This window comes from Idiomarina rhizosphaerae, assembly GCF_024159085.1.
GTDB lineage: Bacteria > Pseudomonadota > Gammaproteobacteria > Enterobacterales > Alteromonadaceae > Idiomarina > Idiomarina rhizosphaerae.
Map to the genome: position 1 here is coordinate 393,623 of NZ_JAMZDE010000001.1, position 12,742 is coordinate 406,364.

The 12,742-nt window shown below is 47.7% G+C and carries 15 protein-coding genes; 9 read left to right on the forward strand and 6 right to left on the reverse strand.

The annotated features are described in order from the left end of the window. Positions 1–39 precede the first annotated feature (39 nt). Genes NJR55_RS01895 through NJR55_RS01905 form a run of 3 tightly spaced genes read left to right on the forward strand, consistent with a single transcriptional unit; the run spans position 40 to position 3,547 of the window. Positions 40–2,079, forward strand: coding sequence for a S9 family peptidase (locus NJR55_RS01895; RefSeq protein WP_253617358.1), 2,040 nt, complete (start codon positions 40–42; stop codon positions 2,077–2,079). Further along, the gene (locus NJR55_RS01900) at positions 2,076–2,897 is read left to right on the forward strand and encodes a prephenate dehydratase (protein ID WP_253617360.1); all 822 of its coding nucleotides are present in this window, start codon (positions 2,076–2,078) and stop codon (positions 2,895–2,897) included. The genes NJR55_RS01895 and NJR55_RS01900 overlap by 4 nt, the downstream gene beginning before the upstream one ends. Beyond that, positions 2,897–3,547 carry an alpha/beta hydrolase gene (locus NJR55_RS01905; RefSeq protein WP_253617362.1) on the forward strand — a complete coding sequence of 217 codons (651 nt, stop codon included), beginning with the start codon at positions 2,897–2,899 and terminating at the stop codon, positions 3,545–3,547. Before NJR55_RS01900 ends, NJR55_RS01905 begins: the two co-directional genes overlap by 1 nt. A gap of 36 nt (positions 3,548–3,583) precedes the next feature. Here NJR55_RS01905 and NJR55_RS01910 read toward each other — a convergent pair whose 3' ends face one another. Both NJR55_RS01910 and purE read right to left on the reverse strand, forming a co-directional pair. Next, complete coding sequence (locus NJR55_RS01910; protein WP_253617364.1) at positions 3,584–4,672, reverse strand: ATP-grasp domain-containing protein; 1,089 nt, start codon at positions 4,670–4,672, stop codon at positions 3,584–3,586. Next, on the reverse strand, positions 4,669–5,160 hold the full coding sequence (purE, locus tag NJR55_RS01915; RefSeq protein WP_253617366.1) for a 5-(carboxyamino)imidazole ribonucleotide mutase: 492 nt from the start codon (positions 5,158–5,160) through the stop codon (positions 4,669–4,671). Before purE ends, NJR55_RS01910 begins: the two co-directional genes overlap by 4 nt. Positions 5,161–5,359: 199 nt before the next feature. Between purE and NJR55_RS01920 the strand changes: the two genes are divergently transcribed. The 3 genes from NJR55_RS01920 to NJR55_RS01930 all read left to right on the forward strand — a co-directional run bounded on the left by NJR55_RS01920 (position 5,360) and on the right by NJR55_RS01930 (position 8,036). Next, on the forward strand, positions 5,360–5,905 hold the full coding sequence (locus NJR55_RS01920) for a hydrolase (RefSeq protein WP_034819335.1): 546 nt from the start codon (positions 5,360–5,362) through the stop codon (positions 5,903–5,905). Between the two features lie 183 nt (positions 5,906–6,088). Then, entirely contained in the window at positions 6,089–6,295 is a 207-nt protein-coding gene (locus NJR55_RS01925; RefSeq protein WP_011233297.1) for a cold-shock protein, read from the forward strand. Positions 6,296–6,464: 169 nt separating this feature from the next. Further along, positions 6,465–8,036 carry a methyl-accepting chemotaxis protein gene (locus NJR55_RS01930; protein ID WP_253617368.1) on the forward strand — a complete coding sequence of 524 codons (1,572 nt, stop codon included), beginning with the start codon at positions 6,465–6,467 and terminating at the stop codon, positions 8,034–8,036. Here NJR55_RS01930 and cysE read toward each other — a convergent pair. From cysE to NJR55_RS01945, 3 genes are read right to left on the reverse strand one after another with little or no spacing between them, the layout of a single operon-like run. Beyond that, entirely contained in the window at positions 8,033–8,860 is an 828-nt protein-coding gene (cysE, locus tag NJR55_RS01935; protein ID WP_253617369.1) for a serine O-acetyltransferase, read from the reverse strand. The two genes, NJR55_RS01930 and cysE, sit on opposite strands and share 4 nt — an antisense overlap. A 9-nt stretch (positions 8,861–8,869) precedes the next feature. Next, complete coding sequence (locus NJR55_RS01940) at positions 8,870–9,328, reverse strand: DUF2489 domain-containing protein (protein WP_253617370.1); 459 nt, start codon at positions 9,326–9,328, stop codon at positions 8,870–8,872. Then, positions 9,328–9,741, reverse strand: coding sequence for a GTPase-activating protein (locus NJR55_RS01945; protein WP_253617371.1), 414 nt, complete (start codon positions 9,739–9,741; stop codon positions 9,328–9,330). The genes NJR55_RS01940 and NJR55_RS01945 overlap by 1 nt, the downstream gene beginning before the upstream one ends. A gap of 171 nt (positions 9,742–9,912) precedes the next feature. Between NJR55_RS01945 and NJR55_RS13695 the strand changes: the two genes are divergently transcribed. After that, entirely contained in the window at positions 9,913–10,038 is a 126-nt protein-coding gene (locus NJR55_RS13695) for a hypothetical protein (RefSeq protein ID WP_275978005.1), read from the forward strand. A 314-nt stretch (positions 10,039–10,352) separates the two neighbouring features. On the opposite strand, the gene NJR55_RS01950 is transcribed toward NJR55_RS13695, so the two are convergent. Then, positions 10,353–10,979, reverse strand: a complete 627-nt coding sequence (locus NJR55_RS01950; RefSeq protein WP_253617372.1) for a c-type cytochrome — start codon at positions 10,977–10,979, stop codon at positions 10,353–10,355. Between the two features lie 195 nt (positions 10,980–11,174). Here NJR55_RS01950 and yihA point away from each other — a divergent pair, with 195 nt between their 5' ends. Both yihA and NJR55_RS01960 read left to right on the forward strand, forming a co-directional pair. Then, a complete protein-coding gene (yihA, locus tag NJR55_RS01955; protein ID WP_011233291.1) occupies positions 11,175–11,795 on the forward strand; it encodes a ribosome biogenesis GTP-binding protein YihA/YsxC in 621 nt (206 codons plus the stop codon). Beyond that, a complete protein-coding gene (locus NJR55_RS01960) occupies positions 11,782–12,693 on the forward strand; it encodes a DMT family transporter (RefSeq protein WP_253617373.1) in 912 nt (303 codons plus the stop codon). The genes yihA and NJR55_RS01960 overlap by 14 nt, the downstream gene beginning before the upstream one ends. Positions 12,694–12,742: the final 49 nt, after the last annotated feature.

Below are 12,742 nucleotides of genomic sequence, written 5' to 3' on the forward strand. Positions count from 1 at the left end.
TTGAGTAACGTAAAGCCATAACCCAAAAGGAGAATAACAATGTGGTTAAAGCAATCTGTCATTGCCGGTAGCTTAGCGCTACTTTTTACTTCCGTTCCAGCCTTATCACAAGAAACATTTCAGGCGGACGATATTTTCCAGCTTGAATACGCTAATCAGGTAAGTATTTCACCCGACGGCAAGTATATTGCGTACATCCGCAACAGCTTTGATGACATGAAAGACAATACCCGGCGCTCATTATGGCTAATTGATACCGAAACCGGTCAACATTTACCGCTTTTTGACGATCAGTTTAACTACGGCAGCCTCGCCTGGTCGAATGACGGTACTCGCCTTGCCTTTGCCTCTAACCGGTCTGAAAAAAACCAAATTCATGTACACTGGATTAAAGAGCAACGCACCGCCAAAGTCACTCACGTAAGCGAAAGCCCGGGCAGCATTAGTTGGTCTAACGACGACACCCAACTGGCTTTTACTATGTCGGTTAAAGCCGAAGCTACGCCTTTTGCTAAAAGTGTGAAAAAGCCAACAAAACCTGAAGGAGCTAAGTGGTCTGACTCTCCCATTATTGTTCAGGAAGCCTATTATCAGCGTGATGGTCGTGGCGTGCTAGAGCCCGCGCATACCCAAGTTTTTGTCGTACCGGCAGAAGGCGGCACAGCGCGCCAGCTAACCGACGGTCCTTACCGACATGGCGGTCCACTTACCTGGACAGCCGACGATAAGCATTTGATTTTTTCTGGCAACCGCTCTGAAGACTGGGCCTATCAGGTCAACGAAAGCGACTTGTACAGCGTTAGCTTAGATTCAAAAGAAGTGACCCAAGTGACCGACAAACCAGGTCGCGAGTCATCACCACAATTCTCACCAGACGGCGAACATTTAGCTTACTTGCACAGCTCGAACGAGCCGGTGCCTTACCATAAATCGCAATTGTGGATCATGGACTGGAGTGAGCGTTCAGAGACCGAACTTCAGGCGGACTTCGACCGTTCTTTCAGCTCGCCACAGTGGACAGGCGATGAGTCGCTTGCGGTTTCATACGCCGATCAGGGGAAAACCGTAGTTGCTGATGTCACCTTGAGCAATGAGCTGACGAATCGGGTGGATGATGTTTCCGGTGTTTACGTCAGCCGCCCTTATACCATGGGCTCATTCACTGCCTCACAAACCGGCGCTATTGCCTACACCAAAGGCTCTGAATACCGTCCGGCGGATGTCGGTTATCAGCCGCAAGGGGGTGAGGCGGTTCAGTTTACTCAGCTAAATGAAGACCTGCTGGGTCACCGTAAGCTGGGGAAAGTTCACGAAATTCGCTATGAATCACGCTACGACGGTCAGGAAATTCATGGCTGGTATATTACTCCGCCAAATTACGATGAAAGCAAAGAGTATCCTCTGCTATTAGAAGTGCATGGTGGCCCTCATCTGTCTTACGGTCCGCACTTTGCCGCAGAACACCAGCGTTACGCTGCCGAAGGCTATGTGGTTCTGTACGTGAACCACCGCGGCAGTACCTCTTACGGTAAAGATTTTGCCATGCTACTGGACGGTAACTACTCATCACCTTATGACTTTGCCGACCACATGAGTGGCATCGACTTGCTCATTGATAAGGGTATTGCTGACTCCAACAACCTCTTTATTGCTGGAGGTTCAGCCGGTGGCATTGCAACAGCCTATGCGGTAGGGCTAACCAACCGCTTTAATGCTGCAGCAGCCACTAATCCCGTGATTAACTGGGTGAGTAAAGTACTGACGGCTGACAGCTCAATTGGTCAAATTACTAACCAGTTCCCGGGTATGCCATGGGAAGAACTGGAGCATTACTGGCAACGCTCGCCACTGTCTATGGTGGGTGACGTAGAAACGCCGGTACTGCTGTTCACAGGAGAGAAGGATCGTCGTACGCCGATATCTGAAACCGAGCAGTTCTACCAGGCGTTGAAGCTACAAAAAGTCGATACCGCTATGGTACGTGTTCCGGGTGCTTTTCACGGTGTTACGGCTCGCCCTTCTAATATGATAGCCAAAATTGAACACGCGCTGGCGTGGTTTGAGCAGTATAAAAAATGAGAATAGCGACACTGGGCCCTGCCGGCACCTTTTCAGAGGTTGCGGCAGGGCTTTACCAACCCGAAAAACAGCACCAAATTCAGTTACTGGACAGCCTGGTAAGTTGTCTGGACTCTATTGGTAATGACTGCGACGCTGCGGTTGTGCCTATTGAAAACTTAACCGAGGGCTTTGTCTCTCCGGTGGTGGACTACCTGGTTCAGCGTCCGTTGCATATTCAGGCAGAAATTCGCATTCCGGTTGGTTTTCAGTGCCTGGCCAACAGTGCTGAGCCGCAGCAAATATGGGCACAGTTCGTCGCCGCCGGTCAATGCAATCAATACCTGAATGGACTGGGGCTTCCGGTTATCCATACCGCGAGTAATGCATTGTCGCTCGATGCGTTGCTCGCCACTGAAAAGCCATCTGCGGCGGTGGTTCCCAAGCACGTAAACTGCCCTGCTTCATTACAGATTCTGAACAGCAACATTGCTGACAACCCACGTAACGAAACGCGCTTCGTGGTATTATCCGCAACATCTGAAACGCCGGAATTTAATAAAAATACGCATTGGAAAAGCAGTTTGCTGCTCATTGATGACAACGATCACCCGGGCTTATTGGTCGACAGCTTACAGGTTTTTGCAAAACAGCAAATTAACTTAACCTCCATTGTTTCAAGACCGGCGGGCAGTCAGTTTGGTGACTATCATTTCTTTATTGATTTTGACGGGCACCTCAGCGAGCCAGGTGTAGCAGCCGCTTTGCAGGAGTTGGCTAAAATGAACAACATTCACTGGCTGGGTTCGTACCCGGCCGCAGCTATAGGGAATCAGTAATGTCTCTGGAAGTTATTAAACATGAGCCGGCAGGTAACGCCGATGCAGTCATTATTTGGCTTCACGGTTTAGGTGCGTCGGGTAACGACTTTTTACCCATGACAGAGCACATAAAAATTAATAATGCTCAGGTTCGCTTTTTATTTCCGCATGCCCCGCAAATGCCGGTCACCATAAACCAGGGCATGGTCATGCCAGCCTGGTACGACATTACCGACATGAGCATTGACCGCCAAATTGACAGCCAGCAGCTGCGTGAGTCTGCAGCCAAAGTGCACGCCATGATCGACGAACAAGTTGCTCAAGGCATAGACAGCAAGCGCATTATTATTGCCGGATTTTCACAGGGCGGCGCGGTCGGCTATGAAGCGGCGTTAACCTACCCTAAACCACTGGCCGGTTTAATGGCACATTCAACTTACTTTGCTACCGCCGGTGACATTGAGGTAAATGAAGCCAATGCGCAACTTCCTATTTTGGTTCAGCACGGTACGCAGGATCCGGTAGTGCCGGAAGTTCTGGGTCAAAAAGCCTGTGCGGTATTAAAAGAAAAAGGTTTTTCAGTAACGTATCAGACTTACCCCATGCCACATTCACTGTGTATGGAGCAGGTTCAGGATATGCAGAAATGGCTGAATGAGCGGTTTTAGCCGCTCATTCACAGAAACGTTACAGCTCTAAAAAGTTTAGCCAACCAGTAGTTGCAGCTTTTCAGCCCAGCTGCTGGCCAGGTTCTCGCCGCGTTCAAACGAGTCAATCATGATATTAACGTGACCCACTTTACGTCCGGGGCGTGCCTCTTTACCGTACCAGTGACAGTCCGCGGCGGCAGCTTCCCACAAGGCTTCAGGAATACCGGCAACACCAATGACATTAACCATTAGCGTTGGGGCTATCAGTAAGTCAGGCAAGGGTAAACCGGTAATAGCGCGAATGTGCAGGTTAAACTGATCACAATTAGCGCCACTCATGGTCCAGTGACCGGAATTATGAACTCGCGGGGCCACTTCGTTCACCAGCAAGTGTTGGTTGTCACCTTCACCGACAACGAAGAATTCAATGGCCAGTACACCCACATAATCCAGTGCATTGGTCAGTTTTTTATGATGCTCTTTTGCTAGCGCTTCCAGTTCTTTCGAAAAGTGCTCAGCGCCCGCCAGGCTGTAAGACAAAATACCCTGGGTATGCACATTCAACGTCAGCGGGAAGCAACGCTGCTCGCCTTTATGCGAACGCGCGCCAACAACCGACACTTCATCGGTAAAGTCGATCATATCTTCGACAATACCTGGGCGTTGTCCGGCATCTTCTGCAACGGCAGCAATGTCGTCACCCGGACGCCAGCGCCACTGACCTTTACCGTCATAGCCGCCTTTTGCTGATTTTATGACAACCGCGTGGTCGCAGGCGTTTAAAATGGCGCTTAACTCGGCAACATTTTCGTAAGCTTTCCAGGCAGAAGTGGGTATTTCCAGCTCATCGCACAAAGCTTTTTGGGTACGGCGATCAACCAGACGGTTAAAACGCTCGGGTTGAACCAGAAACTTGTCGGCGGTTTTAGCGACTAGCTCTTCACCTAAGTGCTCATGCTCCCAAGTCGTTACATCAGCCCATTCATTTGCTTCCGCTAAATTCATTGATAATGGCTGTTGGCTACCCAATGCCATGACCAGATCTAGTCTGTCGCTGTATAAAACGCATTCATGACCCTGCTGAATAACCGCTTTACCCAGCATTTGTCCTAACTGTCCGTTACCAAGGATCAGAATTTTCATTTTGGTAGTTCCAAATCTGAATTAGCCATCACTTTTTCTTTTTGCGCGCTGCGGAATTCGTGTACCCGTTTGCGCACGTCGCTGTCAAAGCTGCCAATAACCTGTGCCGCCAGTAAACCTGCGTTTGCAGCTCCAGCATCGCCAATAGCCAGAGTACCTACAGCGACACCTTTAGGCATTTGCACAATAGACAATAAGCTGTCTAAACCTTTTAACTGCTTGCTCGGAACCGGCACACCAAACACCGGAATGGCCGTATAAGCCGCCAGCATACCCGGTAAATGAGCAGCACCCCCGGCACCGGCGATAACCACAGGCACACCATCTTGTTCCGCTTGTTCCATGGTAGATTTAAGTAAGTCCGGCGTGCGGTGTGCAGAGACCACTTTCGCCTGCCATTTAATGCCCAGAGACTCGAGCATTTCTGCCGCTTTTTGCATTACCGGCCAATCGGACTGGGAACCCATTAGAATCAATACCGGAGCCATGGTGTCACCTTTTATTTACTGTTTGGATGTGCATCTGCATTTGGAAAGGCGGGGATTGTAGCCATTGACCGCCCTAACTGCAAATTTCACGCATAATTATTAACCAAATTTATTAACTCAGTTTAGACTTTTTGCTGATGGTAGTGTTAATCGGCTAGAGTTAGTATCTGTTATCACTTAGTACCAACAGGAATACATAATGCTACTTTCTGCGAAAGACTCTTTACTACTGATTGTTGATGCTCAGGAAAAGTTACTGCCTGCCATCCACCAACGCGATGTGGTTACTTCTCGTATGCGCTGGCTAGGTGAAATTGCCATGCAGCTGGATTTGCCTATTCTTATTACCGAACAGTATCCGAAAGGTTTAGGCTACACCGTCGATAGTCTGCAAGATATTATTGAAGCGGCGCGAGTGGTTGAAAAAACACACTTTAGCGCGCTACGCGACGACACGTTCCGCGATGTGCTCTCCGAGTACAATAAAAAGCATGTGGTTATTATGGGCATGGAAACCCACGTCTGTGTCTTACAAACCGCAATAGAGCTTCAGGCTTCGGGTTATCAGGTCTTCTTACCAGCTGACACCGTCGGCTCGCGCCGCCCCACAGATAAGGACAGTGCCATTGAACGAATGCGAAACGCCGGCGTTGAAATTATTACGTCTGAAATGGCGGCATTTGAATGGTTAGAAAAGTCCGGAACCGACACATTTCGGCATATCAGCCGTAACTGGTTAAAATAAAACAAGGTATTGTTGACTCGGCCCATATTAAGCGTATACTCGAAACCGCTGAGAAAATTTCGGCTATTGATTTGAGATTTTTTACGAAGTCCTTTTTGCTGTACCTCGTTTTGTAAGTCCAAGTAATACCTAAGTTTTTTGAGCAATACATTGATTTCAACATGCACTACGAGGAATATCAGCATGTCTACTACTACTGGTAAAGTAAAATTCTTTAACGAAGCTAAAGGCTTCGGTTTCATCGAACAAGAAAACGGCGCAGACGTTTTCGTACATTTCAGCGCTATTCAGTCTGACGGTTTCAAAACTCTGGCAGAAGGCCAGCAAGTTTCTTTCACCGTAGCTCAAGGTCCTAAAGGCCCACAAGCTGAAAACGTAGTTCCTATGTAAGGAACCTTCGTTGCCCTTTAGGGTACCGAACGTTTACACAAAGAATTTCAAAAACGTCGCTTTTAGCGGCGTTTTTTTATGCCTAAATGCCTACAAAAGTAAACTTTTTTTAGAAAATGACGATATGTAAATAATATATTGATATTAATCAAACAGAACAAAGGCGCTTATGAAAAATAATGGTCCGGTTACGGGGAATGAAAGTCGCTTCCCAGACCACTATCGGCTGATATCGTCAACCGACCTCAAAGGAGTCATCAGGCATTGCAACGAAGACTTTGTGAGTATCAGTGGTTACACAAGAGAAGAGTTAATCGGTTCCCCGCATAACCTTCTGCGCCACCCCGATATGCCCGCCAGCGTTTTCGAACATATGTGGAAAACCATTAAACGCGGCAAACCCTGGATGGGCTTAGTTAAAAACCGCTGTAAAAATGGCGACCATTATTGGGTCAGTGCTTATGTCACGCCAATAATGGAGAACGATAAGCCGGTGGGTTTCGAATCGGTGCGGGTTGCCACCTCAGATGAACTAAAAAGACGCGCACAGGACGTCTACAACAGAATTAACGCCGGTAAGCAAGCAATCTCATTCGGCAAACGGTTATGGCTAAGCTGTAAAGACTTAATTCCCGTGATTGTTCCGGGTCTAATTGCCAGTGGTGTTATCGCTTTATTGGGCGAACCACTGGCAGCACTTATCGCCTTAGCAAGTACCGCGGTAACAACTTTAGCTTATGGTGCCTATGTTGGTCGAATGCTGCAGGGATTATTAGCTTTGCGACCAGACGCTTTTGATTCCGAGTTAGTTGGCATGACCTATTTCGACAAAAAAGGTCGTGAAGCTCAACTCGCTATGCAGTTAGTAAGTGAGGGAGCTCGTAATCGCACAGCATTAAGTCGAATGAAAGACGCGGTCGGTGGTCTTCTGAAAGTCACCGAAGATACATACAATCAGGCGCAGCTGAGCAGTCAGTATGTCGATAAACAGACCGCCTCTACTCAGCAAACTGCAACCGCAATGAACCAGATGGCGACCGCCATTCAGGAGGTTGCCGACACAATAGAGCGTAATGCGGAGCAGGCCGAATCAGCCAAAACCAACATTGACGAAAGTGTCGGGCTGGCGAGAGAAGCCAGTGAAGTTATTATCAGGCTGCATGACGCGGTAAAAGAAATAGCCAAAACGGTTGAGGAGCTTGATCAATCTACCGGAGCTATCGGCGAAGCAGCTGATTTAATCTCATCTATTGCTGACCAGACCAACTTATTGGCATTGAACGCCGCCATTGAAGCCGCTCGTGCCGGTGAACATGGCCGTGGCTTTTCCGTGGTCGCTGACGAGGTTCGCTCGCTGGCCTCAAGAACCACTCAGTCCACCGAGGGTATTCACAAAGTTATTCAGCAACTGCGCGATCGCGCCCGTAATGCTGTAGAAGTATCGAAACAAGGCGAACAGGCAGCATCTGAAGGGGTGGAAAAAGTTCGTCTTGCGGACAGCGCTCTGGGTGAAATATCAGTGGCAATTCAGGAGATTTCTGACATGTCAGCGCAAATGGCGTCTGCTGTCGAAGAGCAAAGCGGGGTTGCAGACCATATCAGTGAACAGATTACTCAGATTGCTGATACCGCTCGCGATACCCAGAAGACGGCAGAGCAAACTCAGCACTCAAGCAATGAACTGCAAAATACCAGCAAAGAGCTGTATTCATTGATTGAGCGCTTTAACTTAAAAAGTTAATGGTTCTGCTCATCGGATGCAGAAGCATCATCTTTGTAAGCGCGTCGTTTAGCGGCGCGTTCGCTTTCTTCTAAAAACTCGACGTCATCCATATCAACTTCAGGGATCTCACTGCAGACATCGCCACCTAGTTTATTAACCGCCTGACATAGGTCAGACACCTTGTTATCCAGCATCTGCACATGATCCAGCATCCGGCCTATTGCTGTTGCCACCGGGTCAGGATTATCTGCCGAGATAGCATAAGCATCAAAACCGTACTCCTGAGCCATTTTCTTGCGTCGTTCAGTCGTTTCTTTATCAACACCAGACTGAGCCACACGAGCCGGAATGCCTACGACCGTTGTTAACTCTGGTACGTCGCGAACAACAACAGCGTTAGAACCAATACGGGCCGACTTTCCAACCGTAATCGGACCCAGTACTTTAGCGCCGGCACCAATGACCACACCGTCTTTTAATGTCGGGTGTCGCTTACCTTTATTCCAGCTTGTGCCACCAAGAGTGACACCATGGTAAAGAGTAACATCGTCACCAATTTCCGCAGTTTCACCAATAACCACTCCCATACCGTGATCGATAAAGAAGCGACGACCAATTTTAGCTCCGGGATGGATCTCAATACCGGTAAGCCAGCGTGAAATATTAGAGACAAAGCGAGCAAGCCAGTACAGTTTCCAGCCCCAAAGTTTATGGCTTATGCGATGAAACCAGGTGGCATGAAGCCCCGGATAGTGAAATAACACTTCCATGGTGTTGCGCGCGGCCGGGTCTCTTGCAAAAACGCTGGCTATATCTTCTTTTACACCTTTAAAAAACGCCATGCCGCCTCCTCAGGCCGCCGGAAATTGCTTTAATAGCTTATCAACGTCAGCAAGAATAATATCGCGCATAGACTTCTCATAGCCTTCTCGTTCGTCGTCCATTTCCTTCACTTTTTTCTTAGGAAACTTCTTACGCGACTCATGCGTCGGCATATGCTTAATTTTCTCATACATATCATGCATTGCCGGGTAATCAATAGAGTAATCGTAATCAACCGCTTCAGGCCGATGGTCAAGCAACACCACAATTCTCAGACATCCTTCAGACAGCGGGCATTGCTCCTGCTGCATTGCTTTGGCTATGGTAATAATGCTTTCATCAATACGGTCAACGCGTTTTTGCACCGCAGCTTCGCGAACTTGAGTCTGAGTGCGCAGGCGCAGCAGCAAAGTTGCAGCGTACCAACCCAGAGCGACAATAATCACTATGCCTACAATGGCGATAATCCAATAGAGTTCGCTGGACATTAGCTCTCCTCGTCGTCCCATTCTTCATCGAGTTCATAACCCAGTTTGGCAATCAGCTGCTCGTAACGCTCAGATTTTTCGTCAAGGTAGCTTTGCTCTTCTGCTGTCAGAGACTCATCGTTTTCAAAACGTTCAGCCAGTAGCTGCAGTTTGGTATCTTCCTGCAACTGCTTCAGCTCCTGTTCAGGTGTCATCACCAAAGCTATTTTACGGCGACTTCCGTGCCGGGGATCTTTCTCATCCCCTTTTGTTTTGCTTTGTTGCAGAACTTTAGCTGATGAATGTCGCTGACCCGGTGCTTGTCCTTTTCCTTTTTTCTTGCCCTTGGATGCCGCATCTGTTGTGCGTGCGTCTCTCGGAGTTTTAGGCTGTGCCAGTGGTCCGGCCTTGCGTGTCTTTTTGCGGCGAGTCATGGTCGCTCCTGAATAACAACTAATGTGGTCTATTGTAACGCAATAACATGGATTACGTCAGTGGGGAGCAACGAATTACAAGTCTGAGATGAATTTTAGGCAAGAAAAAAGGCGATGCTTTCACATCGCCTGATTCTCTCATAAAATTGGCAGCGCACTGCAACTATGAGAATGGTTGTCACTGTTTCCGAGTTTTTATTGCGGTTTTCCGTAACCTGTCTGCTTTTTATTATTGTTATTATTAAGTGGAGCAACCGCGAGCCTATTGGCTTTACTCCCTGGATTATCGAGAAATAAGATAACATCTGACTTTTCGATAACCTCTCGACCTCTTGTTATTTTTTTGTGTCGAGTCAGCTGTATTTTTACAGTCTTTTTATTATTTTCTCAAGGGCTTTTAACATCTTTTTTTTGTTTTTTTCTGTCTGGAAGCTCCCCGAGCGTTGTTAAGACTACTTGAACCAAATATTAATTCAATGATTTTATTGATCTAAAAAACCACTTTTTTATTACTTTTTGTTAACAAGGCACAAAAAAACACGTTACTCATAACATTTTTCATAGCCATAAAAAAAGCGACCGAAGTCGCTTTTCTATTCGCAAATACGAATTTAATACAAGCCACTCAAGAACTTAGACAGCAACTCTATTTCTTCATCTGTCATTTTCTCTGTAACGCCCTGCATCATTCCATTCGGGTCGTTTGCACGCTCACCACTACGGAACATTTCTAGCTGAGACTTGGTGTATGCAGCATGCTGACCTGAAATGTCAGGAAAAGCAGCTAACCCCATGCCGTTTCCACGAGGACCGTGGCAACCCGCACATGAAGGCATATTGGTTTCTGGGTTTCCGCGGCGGAACAAGTCTTCACCTTTGGCAATAAGATCTTTAGGCGTTTCGCCTTTCGGTGAGTCCTTCGCTGCATAAAACGCAGCAAGATCGGCCATGTCTTGTTCCGACAATGAAGCAACCTGCCCCATCATAATCGGGTTATTACGGCCTTCTTCGCCGCCAGTTTCGGAGGCCCGTTTGAAATCTTTCAGCTGTTTCAACAAATATTTTTCGTGCTGACCGGCCAAATGCGGATACATATCGGTCGGAGATTCACCATTGGGTCCATGGCAAGCCGCACAAACTTGCGATTTCTCTTTTCCGGCTTCAGCGTCGCCGCTTTGTGCTACTGCGATACCGGCGGTACCGAAGAAAAGTCCCAAAAAGATTGCGAATTTTTTCATGTTTGCTTCTCTTCTGTTCTGGATGGCGCCACGCGCCCCAATAAATCACCTTAAGCAGGTTGCTATTTTACACAAAACTTGTGTGGATTAAACGATTAAAACCGAATCAATTGCTAAATGATCATTGGAGATACTGTCCGGATACTTCATAATGCGCATAGATGTTCCGTTTTTTTAATAAAAGTGACCTTAATAGTGGCAGATCAGCAATTAGATTACGCATCGGCAAAATTTGTGACCAGTGCACCAGATATCAGTAAGCTGCCGCCGGACTCGGGCATTGAAGTTGCTTTCGCCGGCCGTTCTAACGCGGGTAAATCCAGCGCGTTAAACACTCTGACTCGTCAAAAAGCGTTGGCCCGCACCAGTAAAACGCCTGGACGAACTCAGTTAATTAACGTTTTTGAACTTACCACAGGTCAGCGACTGATAGATTTACCCGGCTACGGCTTCGCGAAGGTTCCATTAGCTGTCAAAGAAAAGTGGCAACGTTCTTTAAGCGAATATCTTCAGCAACGGGACAGTTTAAAGGGCATCGTGGTATTAATGGATATCCGCCACCCTTTCCGCGAAACCGATCAGGAATTAATATACTGGGCTGTCGACTGTGACCTGCCGGTACTGGCTTTATTGACTAAGGCAGACAAACTCAAGCAAGGCGCGCGCAAATCAACCGTTTTAAAAGCCAAACAGGCGGCAATTGCCTTCAACGGCGACGTCCAGGTTGAAGCCTTTTCCTCTTTAAAGCGCATAGGTGTCGAGCAAGTCGAAGAGAAACTCAACCAGTGGTATAGCAAAGAGTATGACGACGAATAACACGCCACCACTTAGCGCCTGGTTATTATTAGGGCTGCTCGCTTTAATCTGGGGTAGCTCTTTTTTGTTGATTAAAAAAGGGTTACTGGCTTTTGGTCCAATGGAAGTTGGCGCACTACGCATCAGCTCAGCAGGGCTTGTGCTTGCCCCTTTCATTGCCCGTCGACTGAATAAAATTACCCGCAAACATTGGTTAAAGCTTGCCAGTGTCGGTCTGGTTGGCAGTCTTATTCCGGCTTTTATGTTTGCCATTGCACAAACACAGCTGGCAAGCGGCGTTACCGGAGTTCTTAATGCGTTAACCCCTATCGCAACACTGGTTATTGGTGCGCTGTTCTTTCATCAGAAAACGCGCTTAGCGCAGGTTATTGGCGTAGCCATTGGCTTGTTTGGTACTTTGCTTCTGGTAACCGCCTCGGCTAATGGCAGCTGGGACTTTAATCTGTACGCCTTATTAGTCCTGGCCGCAACCGTTTGCTATGGCGTCAACCTGAACCTCATTAAGCATAAAATCAGCGACTTATCGCCGTTAACCATTACCGGCATATCTTTACTTATGGCTGCCGTTCCGGCAACCATCTACTTGTTTGCAGGAACGGAGTTTATGACTCAGGTTCAGCAGCCAGGCGCAATGTTGTCGCTGTTTTCTGTTCTGGCTTTGGGTATTGCCGGAACGGCAGGCGCTTTAGTTATTTTTAACCATGTTGTGCAGCTCACCAATACTGTTTTTACCAGTTCGGTCACCTACCTAATTCCCATTGTCGCTCTTATATTGGGGATACTTGATGGCGAAGACTTTTGGTTGCAGCAAGGGTTTGGAATGCTTGCCATTTTAGTTGGGGTTTGGTTCGCTAACCGCAGAGGCCGCTCCGGTCTGGCCGGCATACCGCAAAAATAGGCAGAAAAAAGCCCGACTAAAAAGCCGGGCGAAAAGTAATCCAGGGAGA